The following is a 23,615-nucleotide window of genomic DNA, read 5'->3' on the forward strand; positions in this document are numbered from 1 at the left end:
TGATGGGCGCCGTCCTCGCCGCCCTGGGCACCATGGCGGCGATCGCCGTCGTCGGGTGGCTGCTCGCGCGGTCGCGCGCGCTCGGGCCGCACGCCGAGCAGGTGCTCGCGCGCGCGGTGTTCGTCATCGCCGCGCCGAGCCTGCTGGCCGTGACGATCGCCCGCGCCGACCTGGCCCTGCTGCTCTCGCGCCAGGCGCTGGTCATCGCGGCGACCACGCTCGTCGTCGTCGCCGTGGCGGCGGCCGTGCTGCGCGGGCTGTGGAAGCGGCCCGTGGGCGAGGCGACGATCGGCACGCTCGCCGCCTCGTACGTCAACGCCGGCAACCTCGGCATCCCGATCGCGGTCTACCTGCTGGGGGACGCGGTCGCCGTCGTGCCGACGCTCCTGTTCCAGCTGCTCGTGCTCGCGCCCGTCGCGTTCACGATCCTGGACGCCCAGGCCGAGCGGGACCCGGTGCGCGAGCACGCGGCGTCGGGCGGGCAGGAGCCGGTCGCCGACGCGGCCGACGACGTCGCCGCCCCGGCCCGCGGCCGGGGCCTGGGCCGGGCGCGCCGGGTCCTGGCCCGCACCCTGCGCAACCCGATCATCATCGGCGCGCTCACCGGCGTCGTGCTGTCCGTCCTTCCGTGGGACGTGCCCGACGTCGTGCTCGAGCCCTTTCGGCTCATCGGCGCCGCCGCGGCCCCCCTCGCGCTGCTGACGTTCGGCATGTCCGTCGCCGGCCTGGGGCGCGGCGCGGACCGCGACCGCAGCCGCCCGCGCGAGCTCGCGCTCGTCGTCGTGCTGCGCTCGGTGGTCCACCCCCTGCTCGCGATCCTGCTGGGCCGCGCCCTGGGTCTCGAGGGCGTCGAGCTGCTGGCGGTCGGCACGATGGCGGCGCTGCCGACCGCGCAGAACGTGCTGGTCTACGCCGTGCAGTACGACCGCGGCCGCGCACTCGCACGGGACGCCGGGCTCGTCACGACCCTGCTCGCGCTGCCCGTCCTGCTCGGGATCGCCGCCCTGCTCTCCTGACCCGCCGCCGCGTTCTGGAACGGATCTCGCCGCCGCGACGGCGAGATCCGTTCCAGAACCGGGTCGGCCCGGGGGAGCTAGAGGGGCAGGCCGAGCTCCGCGACGTCGACGCGGCGGGACTCCGCCATCGAGATGTTCGCCGCGAGGCCGACGGCGACCGAGCGGAGGCCGTCGAGGTAGCCCGCGCGCCGCCCGAGCGGGTCGGGGCCCGTGCCGCGGAAGACGTCGTGCAGCAGCAGCGCGTCGCCGCCCCCGTGGCCGCCGCGCTGGTTGACGATCTCGACCTCCTCGGCCTTCTCCCAGTGCCGCTGCACCGTCAGGCGCTCGCCGTGCCGGCGCAGGTCGCTGTCGGCGACGTCGTCGACGACCGAGCTCGCGTCCAGGACGAGGCGGCCGTCCGGCCCCGCGAGCACCGCGGCCCGCTCCACGACGTCGAGCTCCGCGCGCCCCTCGGTGCCGTTGACGCTCACCCGGTAGCCCTCCCACGGGCTGTGCGCGTTGAGCGAGTAGCTCATGACCGGCCCGCCCCGGTAGCCGACCAGCGCCGAGATGTTGTCCTCGATCGTGATCCCGGGCGCGAAGACGTCGCGGTCCCGCTGGTAGCCGTCGTGCTGCTCGGCGTCCCAGTACAGGGCCTTGAGCTTGGGGTCGTTGCGCAGGTCGAGCGCGAACGGGTCGGTGCTCGGCGGGTCGACGGTCCCGCGCGGCGGCCGCTCCCCCAGACCGCGCGCCGCCGCGTTGGCGTCGCCGTAGAACTTGAGCGCGCCGGACGCGACGACCCACTCCGGGACGTCGTCGAGCCACCAGTTCATGAGATCGAAGTGGTGCGTCGCCTTGTGGACGGCCAGCCCGGCGGAGTGCTCCTTCTCCCGGTGCCAGCGCCGGAAGTAGTCGGCGCCGTGCATCGTGTCGAGCACCCACTCGAAGTGCACGCTCGTCACGCGGCCGATGCGCCCGGAGGAGATGACCTCCTTGAGCGCGGCGTTGCGCGGGGAGTACCGGTAGTTGAACGTCATGATCACCGATTTGCCGGACTCCTCGACGGCCGCCACGATCTCGCGGCAGCCCTCCGCCGTCGTCGTCAGCGGCTTCTCGAGCACGACGTCGACGCCCGCGCGCAGGGCGCGCGACGTCATCTCGGCGTGGGTCCAGTCCGGGCTGATCACCAGCACGGCATCGAGCCGCTGCTCGGCGATCATGCGCTCGAGGTCCGGCACGTCGTAGCGCACCGGGAGCTCGGTCCGGCCCGCCGCGCGGACGAGCGAGTCGGCGTAGTCGGCGCGGCCCGGGTTGGGCTCGCACCAGGCGACCAGCTCCCCGACGTCGGCGTGGGCGCCGACCAGGGCGTCCACGTACATCTGGGACCGGGCACCGGTCCCCACCACGGCGAAGCGGCGCATCAGCCGATCACCGCCTCGACCTCGGAGACGAACTGCTCGGCGGCCTCCTGCGGCGTGAGCCGGTCGAACAGGACCTGCTCGTTCATGCGGGCCATGATCCCGGCCACCTCTCCGGCGCCGATGGGCGGGGTGTTGAGGCTGTCCTCGATGGTCGGCGCGACGCGCTCCATGAACTCCGCGGCCCGGCGGTCCGCGTCGGTGAAGTCGCTCTCCAGGGCGGCACGCACCTCGAGGTTCACGGGCAGCCCGCGGTCGGACAGGATGAGCCGGCCGGCCTCGACGTCGTTCAGGAGGAAGTCGACCAGGAGCGCAGCCTCCTCGGGGTGCTCGCTGTCGGCCGAGATCGAGTAGTACATCGACGGCTTGACGTACATGCCCGTGCGCTCACCGGCCGTCTCGCCCGGCATCCGCAGCAGCTCGAGCGTGCGGCCCGAGGCGTCCTCGGTCGGGCCGAGCTGGCTGGTCCACCACACGCCCATGCCGCCGGTGCCCGTGGCCATCAGCGAGCGCGTGGAGTCCGCGTTGATCTCGATCGACGTCGACGCGGGCGGGGTGCCGCCCGAGTCCCGCAGCTCGACCGACATCTCGAAGAAGTCGGCCAGGGTCTGCGTCTCGAAGCCGAGCGTCCCGTCCTGCGCGTAGAGCTCCTCGCCGTGCTGCCGCGCGTAGATCGCGAAGGCGACCTCGCTGAAGCCGTGGTCCTGCGCGCCGTAGGTGCCCTCGGGCGTCGCCGCGCTGATGGCCACGGCGGTGTCGACGTAGTCCTGCCACGTCCACGTGTCCTCGTCGGGCATCGGCACGCCGGCAACCTCGAACGTGGCCGGGTCGGCGAGGACGGCAGCGGTCAGCGTCCCGGTCGGGATGCCGTAGAGGGCACCCTCGAACTCGCCGGCGCTGGCGACGCTCGGGTCCAGGTCGTCCGTGCCGATCGCGTCGAGCTCGGCCAGGTCCGCCAGCACGCCGCGCGAGCCGTACTCGCGCAGGTACCGCTCCTCCTGGGTGATGACGTCGGGCGCGTCCCCCGCGGCGACGGACGTGGACAGCTTGTCCCAGTAGCCGCCCCAGTCGGAGTACTCGCCGACCACCTCGATGTGGGGGTACTTCTCCTCGAACAGGTCGAGCACCTGCTCGGTCGTCTGGTGGCGGTTGTCGTTGCCCCACCAGGAGAACCGCAGGCGGACCTGCTCCTGCTCGTCACCCGACGCCGTCGGCTCCTGCGGGTCGGCGTCGGCGCCGCTGCACGCCGCCAGGGCGGTGGCGGCGCACATCACGAGCGCCGCGGCGGCGGTGCGGCGGCGGGCGGGCGGGCGGGTGGTACGTGCCGTCATCGTTCTCCTCGTGGTGCGGGTGGATCCTCGGACGCGTGGTGTGTCGCCCGACGTCGTGGTGCCCTAGGGCAGGGGCACGAAGCCCTCGTGGCGCACGCTCCAGCCGGCGCCGAAGCCGGGCGTGGGCGCCTCGCCGCCCTCCCAGCCCGCGACCATCAGCGCGACCGCGACCAGCAGCCCGCCGTTGCCCGGCAGGTACAGCGGCAGGTGGTCGGTCTGGCGGTTGTGGCCGTTGGGCAGGTAGGCGTTCTTGGGCAGGTCCAGGAGCAGCGCGTCGACGGCGCCCTGCGGGTCGCCCAGGCGCGTGGCGGTCATCGCCAGCGCCGGGTAGTCCCAGCCCCAGGTGCTCGGCCAGTCCCAGTCGGCGAGCACGTCGTCGAGCGTCGCCCGCACGACGGCGGGGTCCAGCAGCCCGGTGTCCGGCACGACGCCCAGCCCGTAGACCATCGACGGGTGGTCCGCGCGCACGGTGAACGGCTCGACGCCGATCGCCGGGTAGACGCCGTCGCGCACGAGCGGCCGCGCCATGCCGTCGGCGACCTCGTCCCAGCGCGGCTCGCGCGGCAGGCCGGCGTGCTCGCGCCACTGCTGCGCGACGCGCAGGCCCCACACCCAGTACGCGAGCTCGAACGGCGGGTTGGTCGCCCGCTCCCGCACGTCGGCGTACGACTCCTGCGCCGGGACGAGCGGGGGGCCGAGCGCGAACCCCTGGGGCGTCGGCTCGACGACGTCGGCCATGAAGCGCGCGGTCTGGTCCACGAGCGCGCCGTAGCGCGCCACGACGTCGCCCCGGCGCTCGGGCGGCGCGGCGCGGCGCAGCAGCTCGGCGAGGTGCAGGACGTGCGGCTGCTGCCACAGCAGGAAGGGCCCGATGTGGCTCGGGCTCTCCTGCCCGTCGGGGGCGACCTGCTTGGGCCACCGGGCACCGTCGTACCCCTGGGTCCGGGCCGTCTCCTGCGCCGCGGGCAGGATGCGCTCGTACCAGCCCATGCTGCGCTCGAGCAGGTCGGGGCGGCCCCACACGGCGAAGTGCGCCGCGTGCCACCAGTGCATCTCCAGGTGGAACCGGCCGCGCCAGCTGTTGCACGTCAGGCCCGTCTCCTGCGGCGGCGTCGAGCCGGCGCACTGGATCGCGGTGAGGTACTGCGACAGGACGACGCGCCGCTCGAGCTCGGGCGCGCGCGGGTCCGTGCTGCCGGACAGGTCGAGGGCGGCGCCGCGCCGCCAGAAGGCGGGCCAGTGGGCCCGCGAGGCGGCGAGCACGCCGTCCACGTCGAGCGGGGTCGCCGGCACCTCGGACGCCGCAGGCGCCACCTCGAGGACCAGGTCCAGCGTGCCGTCGGCGTCCAGGACGAGCTCGTGCGGCGCGACGGCCGCCGCGCGGGCACCGGTCCACAGCCGCACCACGTACGCGTCGTCCGCGGCGCCGTCGAAGCGTCGGTGGACGACGGCGCCGTCGGGCCGGTCCTCGACCTGCGTCACGTGGGCCTCGGGACGCGTCCAGTCGGCCGCGTTGCTCCACGACGTGGAGCCGTAGGGGAAGGCGAGGCGGACGGCGACGTCGTGCGCGCCCTCGTCGCCGGGCCCGCCCGCGCCCGGTGCCGCGTCCGGCACCGGCACGAGGCGGACCGCGAGCGCGTCGCGCTGCGGGTGGCACGCCGTGGTGACCCGCAGGCGGCGGCCCGCGAGCTCGACCTCGCTCTCGACGACGCCCGTCCACAGGTCGAGGGCCTGCTCGGCGGCGCCGAGGTCCGACGGCGAGGGCGCAGCCCACGGGCGCGGCGCGCCCTCGCCGTCCACCCCACCGCCGGTCCCCGGCGGCCGGGTCACCAGACCGACGCGCACGAGGTCCAGGCGGTGGGGGTTGGCACGGAGCCAGCGGTGGGACACGTCGAGCCCGGAGTCGTCCGAGCCGTGCAACGACCCCGCGTCGACGTACGGCACCTCACCGCGCGAGGTCCGGTAGGGGCGCCGCGTCGCCGCGAGGTCCACACCGTCCGGCCGCGGGGTGCTGTGCCACGCCCACTGCGCCTGCGTGCCCAGCAACGTCCCGGGAGCACCACCTCCCGGGTCCGTCACCGAGAACTGCTCGGGGAACGTCTGCAGGCCCGTGACGTCCACGGTCCAGCAGACCTCCCCGTTGCCGACCGTCAGCGGGGAGGTCGGCTCGATGCCGGTCACCCGGACCGTGTGCCTGCGCACCACGGCCTCGCGATCCACGCGCACCGAACCGCCTCCTCGCCCCGTCGTCCGTCGGTCCGCGTGTGCCCGAGCGCTCAGGACGTCGCCGAGGTCAGCTCGGTGACGAACTGCTCGCCGGCCTGCGCGGGGTCGATCTGCCCGAACAGCACGGCGTCGTTCAGCCGAGTGAGGATCGCGACGCTCTCGGTCGAGCCCGTCGGGCCGATGACGAAGTGGCCGTCGACGTGCTCGGCCATCCGCTCGATGAAGTCGTACTCCGTCTGCTGGACGGGCTCGAGGTCCGCCGAGAGGTGCTCGCGGAGGGTCGGGTTCGCCGGGACGCCGCGGTTGGCGCCGATGAAGTCCGCCGCCTCGGTCGAGTTCACCAGGAAGTCGATGAGCTTGGCCGACGCCTCCGGGTGCTCGCTGTTGGCGCTGATCGTGTAGAGCTGCGACGCCTGGAGCCAGGTCCCCGGACCCTCGTGGTTCGACTCGCCCGGGGGCAGCATCATGATCATGTCCTGGCCCGCCGCCGAGCTGTACGCGGTGAGCAGGTTGGACCAGCCGAACTTCATGCCCGCGAGGCCGCGGCCGATGAGCGTCTGCTCGGGCGCCGCCTGGCCGGCGAGCTCGGCCGTGAGGCTGGCCTGGGGCGAGGCGCCCGACTCCATGAGCCCGCTCGTCATCTCGAACCACTGCTCGACGATGTCCGGCTCGATGACGACGCCGTTCTCGTCGTAGAGGCCCTCGCCGGTGTGCTGGTTGGCGTAGAGGTCCAGGACGTCGGGGGACGTCGGGTCCTCGGTGCCGTAGGTCCCCTCGGGCGTGTTCGCCGAGATCTCCTCCGCGATCTCCGCGAAGTCGTCCCAGTCCCACGTCTCGTCGTCGGGCAGGTCGACGCCCGCGGCCTCGAAGACCGCGGGGTTGACGATGAGACCGAAGGTGTTGACGCCCGTGGGGACGCCGTACTGGGTGTCGCTGAAGAACCCGTTGGACAGGGCGCCCTCGTCGAGCGAGGAGAGGTCGAGGTGGTCCGAGACCGTCGCGAGGTCGAGCAGCACGCCGCGGTCGCCGTACTCGCGCGGGTAGGCGCCGCCCATCGTGATGACGTCGGGCTCGTCGCCCGCCGCGACGCCGGTCGCCAGGCGGTCGAAGTAGGAGGTGAAGTCGACGGACTCCGTCTCCACCGTGATGTTGGGGTTCGCCGCCTCGAAGGCGTCGACCGCCGCGTTGGTCATGGCGGCGCGCTCCTCGTTGCCCCACCAGACGAAGCGGATGGTGGCCGGGGCGTCCGGGTCGTAGTCGTCTGCCGGCTCCTCGGCGCCGTCGGTCGGCCCGTCGCCCGCGCCCGCGCCGGCGTCGCCCGAGCAGGCGGCGGTGAGCAGCAGGACGCCGGTCGCCAGGCCGGCCCCCAGCGCGCGTGCGGTGCGGCGGTTCCGGTGGGTTCCTCGTGTGGGTCGCATCGTCGTCCCTCCTGCCGCGTCGTTGCGGCGATACGGCCCCGGCCGGGGCGGTATGAATCGATTCAGTAAGTCGATCCGACCTCGCGCCAGGTACGGCCCCTCGAGGCCGGCCCTCGCCACCGCGAGGTTTACACCGGTGTAAGGAGACCACACCGCTCGGGTCGGGTCAATGGGCTGGCCAGGACCGGGCGTCCGCGAGCGCCGCGCGGCGCCGCCCGAGGGCCGCCGCCTGCGCCGCGTTCGGGCACAGGGCGACGGCACAGTCGTAGGCCTCGTCCGCCTCGCGCGTCCGGCCGAGGCGGGCCAGCAGCTCGGCGCGCGTGGCATGGAAGGGCTGGTACCCGGCCAGCGCCGCGGCGAGCGGCTCCAGCTGGGCCAGCGCCACCTGCGCGCCGTCGAGCTCGGCCACCGCCACCGCCCGGTTCAGCGCGACGACCGGCGAGGGGTCGAGACGCACGAGCTGGTCGTACAGGGCCAGGACCTGCGACCAGTCGGTGTCGCGGACGTCCCGCGCGCAGGTGTGCACGGCGTTGACCGCGGCCAGCAGCTGGTAGCGGCCGGGTGGCACGCCGGCCGCCAGCCGCTCCCGCACCAGGCGGTGCCCCTCGGCGAGCAGGGCGGTGTCCCACGCCCCGCGGTCCTGCTCGTCGAGCGCCAGGAGGTCACCGCTCGCCGAGACCCTCGCGGGCCGCCGCGCGTCCGTGAGGAGCATGAGCGCGAGCAGCCCGGTCACCTCGCCGTCGTCCGGCAGCAGGTCGTGCAGCAGGCGGGCCAGGCGGATCGCCTCGGCCGTCAGCTCCGGCCGGAGCGGTCCGGACGCGGTCGCCAGGTACCCCTCGTCGAACACCAGGAGCAGCACGGTGAGCACGTCCGCCACCCGACCGGGGAGCTCCGCAGCGGACGGCGGACGGTACTCGCGGGCCGTCGCCCTGAGCGCGGCCTTGGCCCGCGTGATCCGGCGCCCGACGGCGTCCTCCTGCACCAGGAGGGCTCGCGCGATCTCGGGGACCGTCAGCCCTCCGACGAGGCGCAGCGTCAGCGTCACGCGCGCCGCCGGGGACAGCACAGGGTCGCAGCACAGGAGGACCAGGCGCAGCCGGTCGTCGCCCAGTGGGCCCGACGGACCGGCAGGCGCGGGCGGGTCGGCGGCGTGCAGGGCGGACGCCTCGAGCTGCTTGGCCTCGCGCCTGCTCTCGCGCCGCACGCGGTCCACCGCCTTGCGCATCGCCGTGGTCGTCAGCCACGCGCCGGGCCGGTCGGGGACGCCGTCGACCGGCCAGCGCTCCACCGCGGCGGCGAAGGCCTCCGCCGCCGCGTCCTCCGCGATGTCGAGGTCGCCGAAGCGCCGCACGAGGAGCCCGACCAGGCGGGCCCACTCCTCGCGGTGGGCCCGCGCGGCCGCCTCGCGGGCGTCCACGCGGCTCACCCCCCGAGCAGGGGCCGCAGCTCGACCCGGCGGTGGCAGTGCCGCGAGCCCTGCGCCGCCAGCTCGAGCGCGACCTCCCGGCTGGGGGCCTCGACGATCCAGAAGCCGGCGAGGTACTCCTTCGACTCGAGGAACGGCCCGTCGGTGACGAGCGGCTCGGCCCCCGACCGGCCGTCGACCACCGCCGCCGTGGCCGGCGCGCCGAGGCCGGCGGCGAAGACCCAGTGGCCGTCGGCCCGCAGCCGGTCGTTGAACGCGTCGACGGCGGCCATCTCGGCCGCGGTCGCGGAGCCTGTCGTGTCGTCGATCACCGAGATCACGTACCGCACGGGGGAACCTCCTCGCTCACGGGCCCCGGACGGGCCCCTCACCATGTCGACGAACGGGCCGGCCCCGATCGGACACCCGCCACGCCTCAGGCGGTCGACTCCCGCACCACGAGCCGGTGCGGCGCGACGACCTCGAGCTCGACCGCCGCCGGGCCGTCGTCCAGCCGCGCGAGCAGCAGCTCGACGGCCGAGCGGGCGATCTGGGTGCGTCCCGGGTTCACCGTCGTCAGGCTCGGGCGCGAGAACCGCGCCTCCTCGATGTCGTCGAAGCCCACCACCGCGACGTCGCCGGGCACGTCGACGCCGCGCTCGTACAGGACCCGCATCGCACCGAGCGCCAGCACGTCGTTGAGCCCGACGACGGCGTCGATGCGCGCCCCGGCGTCGAGCAGCCCGCGCATCGCGTCGGCACCCGCGGACCGGCTCCAGGTCTCGGTGAAGCCGACGAGGCCCGGGTCGAGCTCGAGCCCGGCCCCGCGCAGTGCCGCGCGGATGCCGTCGGTACGCAGGGACCCCGCGCCCGTGCCCGTGCCGTCGAAGCTCCCGACCACCGCGACCCGACGTCGGCCCTGCGCGAGCAGGTGCTCCGTCGCGGCGCGGGCGCCGGCCGTGTTGGCCATGGCGACGTGCGGGACGCGGCTGTGCAGCGAGCGCTCGCCGAGCAGGACGATCGGGAAGTCCACCTCGAGCGCCGGCGAGTCCTGGCCGCGCAGGGCCAGCGGGGAGAAGATCAACCCGTCGGTCATGCGCCGGCGCGCGCTGAAGAGCACCTCCATCTCGCGCTCCCGCGAGCCGCCGGTCTGCTCGATGAGCACCGTGTACCCGCGCGCGGCCGCGGCGTCGATCACCTCGTCGGAGAGCTCGGCGAAGTACGGCAGGCTCAGCTCGGGCACCGCGAGCGTGAGCATCCCGGTGCGGCCGAGGCTGAGGTTCCGGGCCGAGAAGTTCATCTGGTAGCCGAGGTCGTCGATGGCCGCGCGCACCTTGCGGCGCGTCTCGTCGCTGACGTGGGGGAAGTCGTTGACGACGTTCGACACCGTCTTGACGGACACCCCGGCCGCCCTGGCCACGTCCCGCATCGTCGCGGCCACGCGCCCTCCCCTCGTCGCCCCGCGGTCCGCGGGTGGTGGGCGCCACTATCCCATCGCCAGGCTGGACACCCCGCGCGGCGCCGCCTAGGGTCGCCCGGGACGATGGTAACCGGTTACCGGGCATCGCCACCACGCCTGCCCTCGACGAGGAGGACGCATGACGCACACGATCCGGGTCGACGGCACGCGCCTCGTGCGGCCCGACGGCCAGGAGGTCCTCCTGCGCGGCGTCGGGCTGGGCGGCTGGATGACGATGGAGAACTTCATCACCGGCTACCCCGCGACCGAGTCCCAGATGCGACGCGCGGTCACGCGCGTGCTCGGACCGGAACCCGCGGAGGCCTTCTTCGAGACGTTCCTGCTCGAGTTCTTCGCCGAGGCCGACGCCGCGCACCTCGCGTCGCTCGGCATGACCTGCGTGCGGGTGCCGTTCAGCTACTTCCACCTCGAGGACGACGACGCCCCGTTCGAGATCAAGGAGTCCGGCCTGCGCCACCTCGAGCGCGTCGTGCGCATCCTGGGCGAGCACGGCATCCACACCATCCTCGACCTGCACGCCGCGCCGGGCCGGCAGAACCAGCACTGGCACTCCGACAACCCCACGCACTACGCGGAGTTCTGGAACCACCGCCACTTCCAGGACCGCGTCGTGCACCTGTGGGAGGCCGTGGCCGACCGGTTCAAGGACGACCCCTGGGTGGCGGGCTACAACCCGCTCAACGAGCCGTCCGACGTGACCGGCGAGAAGATCGGACCCTTCTACGCGCGGCTGGAGCGGGCCATCCGCGCCGTCGACCCGCACCACGTGCTCTTCCTGGACGGCAACCGCTACTCGACCGACTTCTCGATGTTCGCCGAGCCCTTCGAGAACACGGTCTGGACCGCGCACGACTACGCGCTGCCCGGCATCGCGGCGGTCAGCCGCTACCCGGGCGAGACGCGCGGGCAGCACTACGACCGCGGCACGGTCGAGCAGACGTTCCTGCGCCGCACCGAGGTGATGCGCCGCACGGGAACCCCGATCTGGGTGGGCGAGTTCGGCCCGATCTACGTCGGCGACGCCGAGCGCGTCGACGGCGCCTACCGCCTGCTGCAGGACCAGCTGAACATCTACCGCGAGCACGGCGCCAGCTGGAGCCTGTGGACCTACAAGGACGTCGGCAGCCAGGGCCTGGTCACCACCGACCCCGCCTCGCCGTACCTGGAGCGCATCCGGCCTGCGCTCGAGAAGAAGCAGCGCCTCGGCACCGACTCGTGGGGCGGGAGCGACGCGCACACGCGCGACGTCCTGGACCCGATCGAGGCCCTCTTCGCGCGCGAGTTCCCGGACTTCGACCCCTACCCCTGGGGCCCGCGCCAGTGGATCAACGTGCTGGTCCGGCACGTGCTGCTGGCGGAGCCGCTCGTCGACGAGTACGCGCGTTGCTTCACGGGTCTCGACGCCGACGGCGCCGCGGAACTCGCGCGGTCCTTCCGCTTCGACCGCTGCGTCGAACGCACCCGCCTGAGCACGCTGCTGCGCGCGCACCTGCGCTGAGGCCCGGCCGGCGCAGCGATCGACGCGACGAGCCCGCCGGTCCGGCACACGCGGGGTGTGCCGGACCGGCGGGCTCGGTGGTCGTGCGGGGCGTCAGGCGGCGAGCGCCTCCTTGAGGCGGACCCGCCCGCTGAAGCGCAGGAGCGAGCGGGCGTAGATCCGCGCGCCGAGGGCGATGACCGCGACGCACGAGGCCACGAGCAGGGCGAGCGCCGCGAGCGGCTCCCACCAGGCCGCCTCGCCGAGGAACAGGCGGACGGGCATCGCGACCGGCGCGCTGAACGGCACGTACGACGCGATCTTCATGACCAGCGCGTTCTCGTTGAAGAACACGATGACGAAGTACGGCGTCATCGTCAGCATCATCACGGGCGTGAGCACCGGACCGGTGTCCTCGATGCGCGAGACGAGCGAGGCGCTCGCCGCGAACACCGAGGCCAGGAGCACGAAGCCCACGAGGAAGAACACGATGAACCACGCGACCGGGCCACCGAGCGCGGAGAGCAGCTCGTCCTGACCGGTGACGACCGCACCGATGATGGCCACGGCGGCGATGGCCGCCGTCTGCCCGAGCGCCAGGGCGCTGTTGCCCAGGATCTTGCCCGCGAGCAGGGCCCGCGCCGGCACGGTGGACAGCAGGATCTCGACGACCCGCGACTGCTTCTCCTGGACCGTGTTCTGGGCGATCGTCGAGCCGAAGGTCATCGCCGACATCATGAAGATGGCGCCGAAGGCGAAGGAGACCAGGTAGCGCAGGCCGGTCTCGTCGCCCTCGTCCGCGTCGAGCAGCTCGACCGACGGCGCGACCGAGAGGCCACCGACGAGGCTCTGCGGTGCGTCGGTCAGCGCGACGACCGTGATGCCGGTCGGGTTCTCCCCCGACTCGTCGGGGAGCACGGCCGCGGCGACCTCCTCGGACTCGACCAGCTCGCGTGCCGCGTCCGCGTCGTCCGCCATGACGGGCTCCATGCCGGGCATGGCCTCGACCACGTCGGCCGTCTGCGCCACGACGGCGACCTGCGTGGCCTCCGCGGTGCGCCCGGACAGGAAGCTGCTGCCGATGACGGCGGCCAGGACGCCGAGCAGCAGGACCGCGGTCGAGATGAGGAACGACTTGGTCCGCACCTGCGCGAGGATCTCGCGCTCGGCGACCATGAGCGTCGCCGGGACGACGCCCGGGACGGCGGGGCGGGGCGGGCGGGTGGGGGCGGGAGTGCTCATCGGGCCGGCTCGCTCTCGGTGCGCAGGGTCGGGGTCGCGTCGGCGGCGTCGGGCCCGGCCTCGGGCTCCGCCTCGTCGCGGACGATGTCGCGGAAGATCTCCGCGAGGGTGGGGCGCACCGGCGTGAACGCGCGCACGGGCGCCTGGTCGAGAGCGGTGCGCAGCACGCGCTGCGCCGCCTGCTCGTCGGCGTCGAACCGGGCCCAGCCACCGTCGAACTCGACGACGGCGACCCCCGGCTCGGTCCGGAGCCAGCCGAGGTCCCCGGCCGAGTCGATCTCGTAGCGCGGCTCCGCGAAGGACTCGCGCAGCTCGTCGCGCGGGCCGGCCGCGGCGATCCGGCCGCCGGCGATGACCACGACGTCGTCGCACAGCCGCTCGACGACGTCGAGCTGGTGCGAGCTGAACAGCACCGGCACGCCGCGGGCCGCCGTCTCGGCGAGCACGGAGACGACCGTGTCGACCGCGAGGGGGTCGAGGCCCGAGAAGGGCTCGTCGAGGATGAGGACCTCGGGGTCGTGGACCAGGGCGGCGGCGATCTGGACGCGCTGCTGGTTGCCCAGCGACAGGTCCTCGAGCGCGTCGTCCGCGCGCGGGCCCAGGTCCAGGCGCTCGAGCAGGTCACGGGCGCGGGCGTCGGCGGTGCGCCGGTCGTAGCCGTGCAGCCGGGCCAGGTAGGCGAGCTGCTCCGCCGCCTTCATCTTGGGGTAGAGGCCGCGCTCCTCGGGCATGTACCCGAAGTGCCGCCGGGCCTCGTCGCTGAGCGACGCACCGTCGAGGGTCACCGTGCCGCCGTCGGCCGACAGCACGCCGAGGATGATCCGCATCGTGGTGGTCTTGCCGGCGCCGTTGCCACCGACGAAACCGGTGAGGCGGCCGCGCTCCACCGCGAAGCCGACGTCGTCGAGCACGAGGCGGTCGCCGAAGGACCGTCGGATGCCGTCCAGCCTGAGCATGTCTCCCCCTGGGGGTCACGTCCCGCGGGGCCTCCCCGCGACACGATCAACCGTAGGGAGCCGCCGGCTCCGGCGGCTCAGGCGCGGGGCGGAACCTCGGCCTCCGCCCCGGGGTGGAGGCTCAGCCCCCGACGAGGCCGTGCTCGTAGGCGAACACGACCGCCTGCACGCGGTCGCGCAGCGACAGCTTCATGAGGACGTTGGACACGTGCGTCTTGACCGTGGCCCTTCCGAGCACGAGCTCGGCCGCGATCTCGTCGTTCGTCAGCCCGCGGCCCATGAGCACGAGGACCTCGCGCTCGCGCTCGGTCAGGCCGGCGACCTGGGGCGACGGGCCACGCGTGGCCGCGGGCCCCGCCTCGCGGCGGACCCGCACGGCGCGCGCGATCACCGCCCGCGTCACCTCCGGCGCGAGGAGGGCGTCGCCCGCGGCGACGGCGCGCACGCCGGCGACGAGCTGCTCGGGTCGGGAGTTCTTGAGCAGGAAGCCCGAGGCCCCCGCCTCGAGCGCCTCGGCCAGGTAGTCCTCGCGGTGGAAGGTCGTGAGGATGAGCACGCCCGCGTGGACCTCGGGGTCCGCCGTCAGCAGCCGGGTCGCCTCGAGCCCGTCCATGTCCGGCATCTGCACGTCCATGCAGACGACGTCGGGCCGCAGGGCGCGGGCGAGCTCCACGCCCTCGCGCCCGGTGCCTGCCTCGCCCACCACCTCGAGGTCCGGCTGGAGGCCGAGGATCGTGCCGATGCCGGCGCGCACGAGCTCCTGGTCGTCCACGAGCAGGACGCGGAAGGCGGGCCGGCTCACGAGGCCTCCCGGCCGGTGGACGCGGACGCGGCGTCGAGCGGGATGCGCGCGCGGACGAGGAAGCCGCCGCGGCTGCGCGGGCGGGCGTCGAGGGTCCCGCCGTCGGCCGCGACGCGCTCACGCATCCCCACCAGGCCGAGGCCGGACGAGGCGACGGGCCCCCGGCGCGTACCGGCGCCGTCGTCGGCCACCTCGAGCTCGACGGCGTCGCCCAGGTACCGCAGCCGGACGTCCGCACGCGCGCCGACGCCGCCGTGCTTGCGGGAGTTCGTCAGCGCCTCCTGGGCGATGCGGTAGAGGTTCAGCGAGACGAGCGGGGGCAGCGGGACGGGGTCGCCGACCACCTGGAACGTCGCGGGCAGGCCGATCTCGCTCGACTGCGCGACGAGGTCCGGGATGCGCTCGACCGTGAGCGAGCCGACGCTGTCGCGCGCGCCGGGGCCCACGACGGCGACCCCTCCCGAGGTCACGCCCTCCGCGGGCACCTCGCGCAGCGTGCCGAGCAGGCCCTGGAGCTCGGTGATGGCCTGCCGCGCCGACTCCTCGACGTGCTCGAGGGCGACCGCGGCGCGCGCGGGGTCGGAGGCCTGGAGCGCGCGCGCCGCGCCGGCCTGGACGCCCATGACGGAGACGTGGTGCGCGACGGCGTCGTGCAGCTCGCGCGCGATGCGCAGCCGCTCGAGCGCGACGGCCTGGCGCTCGACCACCCGCCGCTCGAGCTGCAGCAGGCGACCACGGTAGGCCGTGCGCGCCCGGTCGCGCGCCGACGTCCACGAGTGCTCGCCGAACCACACCGCGCCGCCGAAGTAGAGGACGTTCGTCAGCAGCTGGATGAGCATGTAGGCGACGAACGGCGAGAAGGCGCCGGCCCGGGACAGCCCGGGCAGGGAGTCCGGGTCCGTCGCGGCGCGGAAGATGCTGTAGACCAGCCAGATCAGCATCGCGGTGACGACCCCGGCGCGGACCACCGCGGCGCGGCGCCGGTCCGCGGTCCACGCCCCGACCGTGTAGAGCGCCATGAAGAGCGAGATGTTGAGGAACAGCGTCTCGGGGACGCTCAGCTCCCCCGCGAGGACGAAGGCGGTCGCGACGAGCACGGTGACGGCGGCGGGCCACCGGCGGCGCACCGCGAGCGGCAGGGTCCCGAGCGCGAGGCAGAGCACCGACAGCCAGCCCGCCGCCGGCTCGTCGTAGATGCCCGCCGTGCGCAGCAGCGCCATGCTGAGCACGGAGCCGAGGAAGAGGCAGGCCGCCACGAGCAGGTCCCCGCGCAGCTGCTCGGCCGTCGGCCCCGGTCGCTGCCAGCCGGCCATGTCGGGGTCGACGGCGGACGGCGCCGGCGGCTCGACGGCCCCGGGCGCGGTCCCGACGGGGCCCAGGACCACGTCGTCGGCAGGTCGGCTCGCGACGGCCGGGGAGCGTTCCACGCGGCCGACCTTAGCCGCCAGGGCGGACGTGACGGACGCCACCCTCAAGCCGCGACGCCGCGCGCCGATGACCTGTGCGGCGCGCTCGCGCGCCCACCCCGCGGCGCCCACCAGGTCCGCGGGCCGAACCACGCCGGCACACCCCCGCCGGAAGACGGAGCACCATGCACGCCGCCACGGAGGCGATCGGGATGATCGCCTCGCTGACCTCGTTCCTGCTGTGGGTCCCCCAGGGCGTCCGCGTGTGGAGAGCACGCCGCAGCACGCACCTCCTGTCGGGCATCGCCCTGAGCACCCAGGTGATCTCGCTCGCGGGATCGCTGCTGTGGTTCACCTACGCCGTGCTCATCGAGTCGTTCTGGATCGGCGCGCCCCTGATCGTCAACGGCCCCATCGCCGTCATGACGATCGTCGTGCTCCTGCGCGCCCGTCGTACCGCCGCCGCGACAGCCACCGCGGTCCTCGCGGGGACCGCCGAGGCGGACGAGGTCGCGCTCGCCGCCTGACGCGGTGCGGGTGAGATCTGCCGGGTGACGTTCACCTCGCCGCCCGGCGTGCCGATGACGGGGGCGTGTCGGCGACGACCCGGAGGAGGGTCTCGCGGCGGTCCCCCGCGCCGCGCGGCCCTCGGCCGGCGCGCCTGCGTTCCCGCCGGGTCCCGCCGGGTCCCGCCGGGTCCCGCCGGGTCAGCGCAGGCGCGCCTCGGCCTGCGTCCAGGCGGCGGCGTCGACGTCGCCGGTCGGCTCGTAGCGCGTCAGCTGCTGCCCGCGCGCGCCCACGGCACGCAGCGCGCGCAGGTCTCCCGCGAGCGCGCCGACGGCGCGCGCCTGGACCAGCACGTTGCCGAGCGCGGCGGCCTCGACGGGGCCCGCCACGACGGGCAACCCGGTCGCGTCGGCCGTGAGCCGGCACAGCAGCGCGTTCTGCGAGCCACCACCGACGACGTGGACGACGTCGACCTCGCGACCGGAGAGCGCCGCCGCCTCCCCGACCGCCCGGCGGTAGGCCAGGGCGAGCGAGTCGACGATGCAGCGCACGACCTCGCCCGGCGTGCCCGGGACCGGCTGGCCGGTGCGCGCCGCCTGCGCCGCGATGCGGTCGGGCATCCCGCCCGGCGGCAGGAAGACGGCGTCGTCGGCGTCGACGACGGTGCGCAGCGGCTCGGCCGCGGCGGCGGCCGCCAGGAGCTCGGCGAGGTCCGCGGCGCTCCCGGCGTCGCGCCAGGCGCGCCGGCACTCCTCGAGCAGCCACAGGCCCATGACGTTGCGCAGGTACCGGACGGTCCCGTCGACGCCGAGCTCGTTGGTGAAGTTGGCGAGCCGGCTCGCCTCCGTGAGCACCGGCGCGTCGAGCTCGAGGCCGACGAGCGACCACGTGCCGCACGAGACGTACGCGGCGCGCTCCCCCGCGGGCACGCCGACGACGGCCGACGCCGTGTCGTGCGACCCGACCGCGAGCACCGGCAAGGGCTCGGGGTGACCGATGGCGGCGCGCACGTCGTCGGCGACGTGCCCGATCACCGTGCCCGGCTCGCGCAGCGGCGGCAGCAGCGCGGGGTCGATGCCCAGCCGGGCCGCGAGGTCCGCGTCCCACGTCCGCGTGCGCACGTCGAGCAGTCCGGTCGTCGACGCGTTGGTCACCTCCGCGCCGCGCGCGCCGGTGGGCCCGGTGAGCCACGCGGACAGCAGGTCCGGCACGAGGAGGAGCCCGCGTGCCGCGGCGAGCCGGGCGGTGCCGGCGGCGGCCACGAGCTGGAACACCGTGTTGAACGGCTGCACCTGAAGCCCGTTGCGCGCGTAGAGCTCGGCCGCCGGCACGGTGGCGAAGACGCGCTCGGGCACGCCGTCGGTCCGCGCGTCGCGGTAGTGCACCGGATTGCCCAGGAGCACGCCGTCGGCGTCGAGGAGCCCGTGGTCCACCGCCCAGCCGTCGATCCCGACCCCGGCGAGCGTCCCGTACCGCCGCGCCGCCTCACGCAGCCCGGCGAGCACGCCGCGGTGCAGCGCCAGCACGTCCCACTGCAGCGTGCCGTCGACGACGACCGGCTCGTTGGCGAACCGGTGGACCTCGTCGAGCTCGACACGCTCCTCGCCGGGTGCGCCGAGCACGCGCCCGACGACCACCCGCCCGCTGGACGCGCCGAGGTCGACCGCCGCGAAGGCCCGGCTCACCGCAGGAAGGCGGCGGCCACGCCGGAGTCGACGGGCACGTGCAGGCCCGTCGTCTGCACGAGGTCCGGACCCGTGAGCGCGAAGACGGCCGCGGCCACATGCTCGGGCAGCACCTCACGCTTGAGCAGCGTGCGCTGCGCGTAGTACTGGCCCAGCTCGTCCTCCGGCACGCCGTAGACGGCCGCGCGCTTGGCGCCCCAGCCGCCCGCGAAGATGCCCGACCCGCGCACCACGCCGTCGGGGTTCACCCCGTTGACCCGGATGCCGTGCTCGCCCAGCTCGGCCGCGAGCAGCCGCACCTGGTGCGCCTGGTCGGCCTTGGTCGCGGAGTAGGCGATGTTGTTCGGCCCCGCGAAGAGCGAGTTCTTCGAGGCGATGTAGACGACGTCGCCGCCCATGCGCTGCGCGATCATCGCCCGCGCCGCCTCGCGCGCCACGAGGAACGAGCCGCGCGCCATGACGTCGTGCTGCAGGTCCCAGTCCGCCGTCGTCGTCTCGAGCAGCGGCTTGGAGATCGACAGCCCGGCGTTGTTGACGACCAGGTCGACGCCGCCGAACGCGAGCGCCGCCGCGTCCACCATCGCGCGGACGTCGTCCTCGGACGTCACGTCGGCGCGCACCGCGATCGCGCGGTCGGGGCCGCCGATGCCGGCCGCGACCTCCTGCGCGCGCTCGAGGTCGAGGTCCGCGACGACGACGCAGGCGCCCTCGGCCGCCAGGCGCTCCGCGATCGCGCGCCCGATGCCCGAGGCGGCACCCGTGACGAGCGCGACCCGCGTCGCGAGCGGCGCGGGCTTCGGCAGGCGCGCGAGCTTGGCCTCCTCGAGCGCCCAGTACTCGATCCGGAACTTCTCGGCCTCGTCGATCGGCGCGTAGGTGCTGATCGCCTCGGCGCCGCGCATCACGTTGATCGCGTTGACGTAGAACTCGCCCGCCACGCGCGCCGTCTGCTTGTCCTTGCCGAACGAGAACATCCCGACGCCGGGCACGAGCACGATGGCCGGGTCCGCGCCGCGCATCGCGGGGCTGTCGGGCGTCGCGTGGCGCTCGTAGTAGGCGGCGTAGTCGGCGCGGTAGGCCTCGTGCAGCTCGCGCAGCCGCGCGACGACGTCGTCCAGCGGCGCGTCGGCCGGCAGGTCGACGACCAGCGGCTTGACCTTGGTCCGCAGGAAGTGGTCCGGGCACGACGTGCCGAGCTCGGCGAGCGTCGGCGCCTTCTCGCGTGCCAGGAAGTCCAGGACGACGTCGTCGTCGGTGACGTGCCCCACCTGCGGCCGGTCGGTGCTGGCCAGGCCGCGGATCGTGGGCGCGAGCGCCGCGGCGCGCGCACGCCGCTCGGCCGCCGGCAGGGCCTCGCGGCCCGGCACGACGGCGCCGAACGGGTGCTCGCCCAGCGCCTGCGTGCGCTCGGCGATGAAGCGCTCCGCGGTCCGGATGATCTCGAGCGAGCGCTGCTCCGCCTCGTCGGACGTGTCGCCCCACGCGGTGATCCCGTGCCCGCCGAGGACGCAGCCGATGGCCTGCGGGTTCGCCGCCTTGATCTCGGCGATGTCCAGGCCCAGCTGGAACCCCGGGCGGCGCCACGGCACCCACACGACGCGGTCGCCGAAGCACTCGCGCGTCAGGGCCTCGCCGTCGGCCGCGGTGGCCAGCGCGATGCCCGAGTCGGGGTGCAGGTGGTCCACGTGGGCGGCGTCGACGAGCCCGTGCATGGCCGTGTCGATGGACGGGGCCGCGCCACCCTTGCCGTGGAGGCAGTAGTCGAACGCGGCGACCATCTCGTCCTCGCGCTCGACGCCCGGGTAGACGTCCGCCAGCGCCCGCAGGCGGTCCAGGCGGAGCACGGCGAGGTTGGCCTCGCGCAGGGTGCCGAGGTCGCCCCCCGAGCCCTTGACCCACAGCAGCTCGACCGGCTGGCCGGTGACCGGGTCCGTTCCGGTGCCCTTCGCGGAGGTGTTGCCGCCCGCGAAGTTGGTGTTGCGCGGGTCGGCGCCCAGGCGGTTGGACCGCGCGATGAGGTCGGCCGCGGCCGGGTTCGTCGTCGGGCTGGTCTGGCTCATCGGGTCAGGCTCCCCATCCGGCCTGCGCGCCACCGACGCGCTCGGCCACGATCGTCTCGGCGTACCCCGACGCGGCGTAAGCGCGCATCGGGTCGGGCTCCAGGCCCTGGCTCTCGCGCAGCTCGGCGAGCAGCGGGCGCACGTCGGTGTTGTAGGCGTCCATCAGGGCGCCGTTGGCCCCGAGCACGTCGCCCGACTGCTGCGCGGCGTGCAGCGCCTCCCGGTCGACGAGCAGCGCCTTGGCCGTCGCCTCCTGGACGTTCATCACGGACCGGATCTGGGCCGGGATCTTGGGCTCGATGTTGTGGCACTGGTCGAGCATGAAGTTCACGCCCGAGTCGGGGCGCAGGGCGTCGGCCGCGACGATCTCGTTCATGATCCGGAAGAGCTGGAACGGGTCCGCCGCCCCGACCATGAGGTCGTCGTCCGCGTAGAAGCGGCTGTTGAAGTCGAACGCGCCCAGGCGGCCCACCCGCAGCAGCTGCGCGACGATGAACTCGATGTTGGTGCCGGGCGCGTGGTGGCCGGTGTCGAGCACGACCATCGCCTGCGGACCCAGCGCGAGGCAGTGCAGGAGCGACGTGCCCCAGTCCGGCACGTCGGTCGCGTAGAACGCGGGCTCGAAGAACTTGTACTCGAGGATGATCCGGTGCTCGGGGTCCAGGCCCGCGTAGATCTCCGCGAGCCCCTCCGCGAGGCGGTCCTGACGCGCGCGCAGGTCGTCCTGGCCGGGGTAGTTGAGGCCGTCGGGGAGCCAGATCTTCAGGTCGCGCGAGCCGGTCGCGCGCATGATGTCGAGGCACTCGCGGTGGTGGGCCACGGCCTTGGCGCGCACGCGGGGGTCGGGGTGCGTGAGCGACCCGAGCATGTAGTCGTCGTCCTGGAACAGGTTCGAGTTGATCGCGCCGATGGTCACGCCCTGGTCGGCCGCGTGCGCCGCGAGGTGGGCGTAGCCCTCGACCTTGTCCCACGGGATGTGCAGCGAGACGCGCGGCGCGGCGCCCGTGTACCGGTGCACCTGGGCGGCGTCGGCGATCTTCTCGTAGGGGTCGCGCGGCACGCCGGCCTGCGCGAACACCTTGAACCGCGTGCCGCTGTTCCCGAAGGCCCAGCTCGGCAGCTCGATGGTCTGCTCGGTGAGTGCCGCGAGGGCCGCGGCCCGTCGCCCGGCAGCCGATGACGTCGTCGTCCCGGTGCTCACAGTGTCTACTCCTCGAATGAAACGTTTCACGAACGATAGGCGCCCCACCGAACCGGGTCAACCGCCCCGCCCCCGCTCCACGCCCCGCCGCCGACCGCCCGCCGCCGACCCCCCGCCGCCGACCCCCCGCCCCCCGCCGCCGACCCCCCGCCGCCGACCCCCCGCCGCCGACCCCCGCCCCGGTTTTGGCACCGATCAGGGCGTCGGAGCACCCAGATCGGCCCCAAAAGCGGGTCAGCGGGCGGCCGGTCGTGGACGGCGGTCGCTGCGGGTGAGGCGGGTGAGGCGACCGCCGGTCACCCGCCCCGCCGCCGACCACCCGCCGCGTTTTGGCGCCGATCCCCGCCCTCGCCGGTCGAACGGCCCAGTTCTGGCACCGATCCGGGCGTCCGGGCACCCGGATCGGCACCAAAACCGGTCAGCGGGCGGCCGGGGTGGGGGGCGAGGGGGTGGGCGGGGTGGGGGTGGGCGGGGTGGGGGTGGGCGGGGTGGGGGTGGGCGGGGTGGGCGTGGGCGGGGTGGGGGTGGGCGGGGTTGCGGCGGCGAGCTGGGCGTCGAGGTCGAAGACCGTCTCGAGCGGGACGAAGCCTTCGTCCGGGGGCCCGTCGGAGCCGAAGAGCTCGGCCATCTCGGCCTGCCAGCGCGCGTTGACCTCACGCAGGGCCATGGCGTCGCGGGCGGCGTCGAAGTCGTCGACGTCGACCACCCCGACGAGCAGGCCGTCCGGCGCGAGGTGCAGGGTGTAGTCGCGCCACCCCGTCTCGTGCAGCGCCTGGAGCATCTCGGGCCACACCTCGGCGTGCCGTCGCCGGTACGCCGCCACCTGGTCGGGACGGATGCGGGACACGAAGCACACGCGAGCCATGGGACCTCCAGCGGCGACCCGTGTGCGCCGTCTCGTCCTTGAACCGTTCCACGGGCACAATGACCGTACCGATCCCGGAGGACCCATGGCCCGCACACCTCGCCGGGGCGCCGTGCGCGCCAGCATCGGCGACGTCGCGCGCCAGGCCGGCGTCTCGCTCGGCACCGTCTCGAACGTCCTCAACCGCCCCGAGCGGGTCTCCCCCACGACGCGCGAGAAGGTCCAGGCGGCCATCGAGGAGCTGTCCTTCGTGCCCAACGGCAGCGCGCGCCAGCTGCGCGCGGGCACCATCACCACCGTCGGCGCCGTCCTGCTCGACATCGCCAACCCGTTCTTCACCGAGGTCGCGCGCGGCGTCGAGGACCGGCTGGCCCAGGACGACCACATGCTCATGCTCGCGAGCTCCGACGAGGACCCGGCGCGCGAGGCGCGCTACCTGCGGCTCTTCGAGGAGCACGGCGTCCTCGGGCTCCTGGTCACACCCGCGACGGCCGACGTCGACCACCTGCTCGACCTGCACGCGCGCGGCGTCGAGGTGGTGCTGCTCGACCGGCCCTCACCCAGCCCGGAGCTCGCCTCGGTCGCCGTCGACGACGTCGCGGGCGGCGCGATGGCCGTCGAGCACCTGCTCGACCTCGGGCACCGGCGCATCGCGTTCATCAACGGGCCCGCGAGCATCCGCCAGTGCGTCGACCGGCGGGCCGGCGCTGTCGCCGCGCTCGAGGACGCCGGCCTGGACCCGGCCGAGGCGCTCGTCGAGGTGACGGTGCCCTTCCTCAACGCGGAGGGCGGCGAGCGGGGGGCCAACCAGCTCCTGGCGCAGGCAGGCGGACGCGACCGACCGACCGCGCTGTTCTGCGTCAACGACCTCACCGCGCTGGGCGCGATGCGCACCCTGCGATGGGTCCACGGTCTCGACATCCCGCGGGACATCGCCGTCGTGGGCTACGACGACGTCGACTTCGCGTCGATGCTCACGACGCCGCTGACCTCCGTGCGTCAGCCGACGCGCCGCCTCGGCAGCGTGGCGGCCGACCTCCTGCTGCGCTCGCGCGCCGGGGAACCCGCGCCGGACGCGCAGCGCCAGGTGCTCTTCCAGCCCGAGCTGGTGGTCCGCGCCTCCTCGGGCGCGTAGGGATCG

Annotated in this window: 19 protein-coding genes; 4 read left to right on the forward strand and 15 right to left on the reverse strand. The window is 74.6% G+C overall.

Annotation, left to right across the window (positions count from 1 at the left end; genetic code table 11):
• Positions 1 to 2: 2 nt before the first annotated feature.
• Positions 3 to 1,016, forward strand: coding sequence for an AEC family transporter (locus H2O74_RS14480; protein WP_182112218.1), 1,014 nt, complete (start codon positions 3 to 5; stop codon positions 1,014 to 1,016).
• A gap of 77 nt (positions 1,017 to 1,093) precedes the next feature.
• Here the strand turns inward: H2O74_RS14480 and H2O74_RS14485 are convergent, their stop codons facing one another.
• The 7 genes from H2O74_RS14485 to H2O74_RS14515 form a co-directional block, all read right to left on the reverse strand.
• Positions 1,094 to 2,416 carry a Gfo/Idh/MocA family protein gene (locus H2O74_RS14485; RefSeq protein WP_182112219.1) on the reverse strand — a complete coding sequence of 441 codons (1,323 nt, stop codon included), beginning with the start codon at positions 2,414 to 2,416 and terminating at the stop codon, positions 1,094 to 1,096.
• A complete protein-coding gene (locus H2O74_RS14490; RefSeq protein ID WP_182112220.1) occupies positions 2,416 to 3,744 on the reverse strand; it encodes an ABC transporter substrate-binding protein in 1,329 nt (442 codons plus the stop codon). Before H2O74_RS14490 ends, H2O74_RS14485 begins: the two co-directional genes overlap by 1 nt.
• A gap of 63 nt (positions 3,745 to 3,807) precedes the next feature.
• The gene (locus H2O74_RS14495) at positions 3,808 to 5,970 is read right to left on the reverse strand and encodes a hypothetical protein (RefSeq protein ID WP_182112221.1); all 2,163 of its coding nucleotides are present in this window, start codon (positions 5,968 to 5,970) and stop codon (positions 3,808 to 3,810) included.
• A gap of 50 nt (positions 5,971 to 6,020) precedes the next feature.
• Positions 6,021 to 7,388 carry an ABC transporter substrate-binding protein gene (locus H2O74_RS14500; protein WP_182112222.1) on the reverse strand — a complete coding sequence of 456 codons (1,368 nt, stop codon included), beginning with the start codon at positions 7,386 to 7,388 and terminating at the stop codon, positions 6,021 to 6,023.
• A gap of 166 nt (positions 7,389 to 7,554) precedes the next feature.
• Positions 7,555 to 8,814, reverse strand: a complete 1,260-nt coding sequence (locus tag H2O74_RS14505) for an RNA polymerase sigma factor (RefSeq protein ID WP_182112223.1) — start codon at positions 8,812 to 8,814, stop codon at positions 7,555 to 7,557.
• The gene (locus H2O74_RS14510) at positions 8,811 to 9,143 is read right to left on the reverse strand and encodes a YciI family protein (RefSeq protein ID WP_220457971.1); all 333 of its coding nucleotides are present in this window, start codon (positions 9,141 to 9,143) and stop codon (positions 8,811 to 8,813) included. Before H2O74_RS14510 ends, H2O74_RS14505 begins: the two co-directional genes overlap by 4 nt.
• A gap of 86 nt (positions 9,144 to 9,229) precedes the next feature.
• Positions 9,230 to 10,234 (reverse strand): LacI family DNA-binding transcriptional regulator, encoded by a 1,005-nt coding sequence (locus H2O74_RS14515; RefSeq protein WP_255491657.1) that lies wholly within the window; start codon positions 10,232 to 10,234, stop codon positions 9,230 to 9,232.
• A gap of 157 nt (positions 10,235 to 10,391) precedes the next feature.
• On the opposite strand from H2O74_RS14515, the gene H2O74_RS14520 reads away from it, so the two are divergent.
• On the forward strand, positions 10,392 to 11,771 hold the full coding sequence (locus H2O74_RS14520; RefSeq protein WP_182112225.1) for a glycoside hydrolase family 5 protein: 1,380 nt from the start codon (positions 10,392 to 10,394) through the stop codon (positions 11,769 to 11,771).
• A 93-nt stretch (positions 11,772 to 11,864) separates the two neighbouring features.
• On the opposite strand, the gene H2O74_RS14525 is transcribed toward H2O74_RS14520, so the two are convergent.
• The 4 genes from H2O74_RS14525 to H2O74_RS14540 all read right to left on the reverse strand — a co-directional run bounded on the left by H2O74_RS14525 (position 11,865) and on the right by H2O74_RS14540 (position 16,177).
• Entirely contained in the window at positions 11,865 to 12,992 is a 1,128-nt protein-coding gene (locus H2O74_RS14525; RefSeq protein ID WP_182112226.1) for an ABC transporter permease, read from the reverse strand.
• Positions 12,989 to 13,948, reverse strand: coding sequence for an ABC transporter ATP-binding protein (locus H2O74_RS14530; protein ID WP_182112227.1), 960 nt, complete (start codon positions 13,946 to 13,948; stop codon positions 12,989 to 12,991). The genes H2O74_RS14525 and H2O74_RS14530 overlap by 4 nt, the downstream gene beginning before the upstream one ends.
• Positions 13,949 to 14,069: 121 nt before the next feature.
• On the reverse strand, positions 14,070 to 14,750 hold the full coding sequence (locus H2O74_RS14535; RefSeq protein ID WP_182112228.1) for a response regulator transcription factor: 681 nt from the start codon (positions 14,748 to 14,750) through the stop codon (positions 14,070 to 14,072).
• Positions 14,747 to 16,177 (reverse strand): sensor histidine kinase, encoded by a 1,431-nt coding sequence (locus tag H2O74_RS14540; protein WP_255491658.1) that lies wholly within the window; start codon positions 16,175 to 16,177, stop codon positions 14,747 to 14,749. The genes H2O74_RS14535 and H2O74_RS14540 overlap by 4 nt, the downstream gene beginning before the upstream one ends.
• A gap of 164 nt (positions 16,178 to 16,341) precedes the next feature.
• Between H2O74_RS14540 and H2O74_RS14545 the strand changes: the two genes are divergently transcribed.
• The gene (locus tag H2O74_RS14545; protein WP_182112229.1) at positions 16,342 to 16,683 is read left to right on the forward strand and encodes a hypothetical protein; all 342 of its coding nucleotides are present in this window, start codon (positions 16,342 to 16,344) and stop codon (positions 16,681 to 16,683) included.
• Positions 16,684 to 16,863: 180 nt separating this feature from the next.
• Here the strand turns inward: H2O74_RS14545 and H2O74_RS14550 are convergent, their stop codons facing one another.
• From H2O74_RS14550 to H2O74_RS14565, 4 genes are all read right to left on the reverse strand, one after another.
• On the reverse strand, positions 16,864 to 18,348 hold the full coding sequence (locus H2O74_RS14550; protein WP_182112230.1) for a rhamnulokinase family protein: 1,485 nt from the start codon (positions 18,346 to 18,348) through the stop codon (positions 16,864 to 16,866).
• Positions 18,345 to 20,408, reverse strand: coding sequence for a bifunctional aldolase/short-chain dehydrogenase (locus tag H2O74_RS14555; protein WP_182112231.1), 2,064 nt, complete (start codon positions 20,406 to 20,408; stop codon positions 18,345 to 18,347). The genes H2O74_RS14550 and H2O74_RS14555 overlap by 4 nt, the downstream gene beginning before the upstream one ends.
• Before the next feature lie 4 nt (positions 20,409 to 20,412).
• Complete coding sequence (gene rhaI / locus H2O74_RS14560; protein ID WP_182112232.1) at positions 20,413 to 21,609, reverse strand: L-rhamnose isomerase; 1,197 nt, start codon at positions 21,607 to 21,609, stop codon at positions 20,413 to 20,415.
• 418 nt (positions 21,610 to 22,027) lie between these two features.
• Positions 22,028 to 22,474 carry an L-rhamnose mutarotase gene (locus H2O74_RS14565; RefSeq protein ID WP_182112233.1) on the reverse strand — a complete coding sequence of 149 codons (447 nt, stop codon included), beginning with the start codon at positions 22,472 to 22,474 and terminating at the stop codon, positions 22,028 to 22,030.
• An 85-nt stretch (positions 22,475 to 22,559) separates the two neighbouring features.
• On the opposite strand from H2O74_RS14565, the gene H2O74_RS14570 reads away from it, so the two are divergent.
• Positions 22,560 to 23,609 (forward strand): LacI family DNA-binding transcriptional regulator, encoded by a 1,050-nt coding sequence (locus H2O74_RS14570; protein ID WP_182112234.1) that lies wholly within the window; start codon positions 22,560 to 22,562, stop codon positions 23,607 to 23,609.
• The last annotated feature ends 6 nt before the right edge of the window (positions 23,610 to 23,615 follow it).

The organism is Actinotalea sp. JY-7876 (genome assembly GCF_014042015.1).
In the GTDB taxonomy this organism is placed as follows: domain Bacteria; phylum Actinomycetota; class Actinomycetes; order Actinomycetales; family Cellulomonadaceae; genus Actinotalea.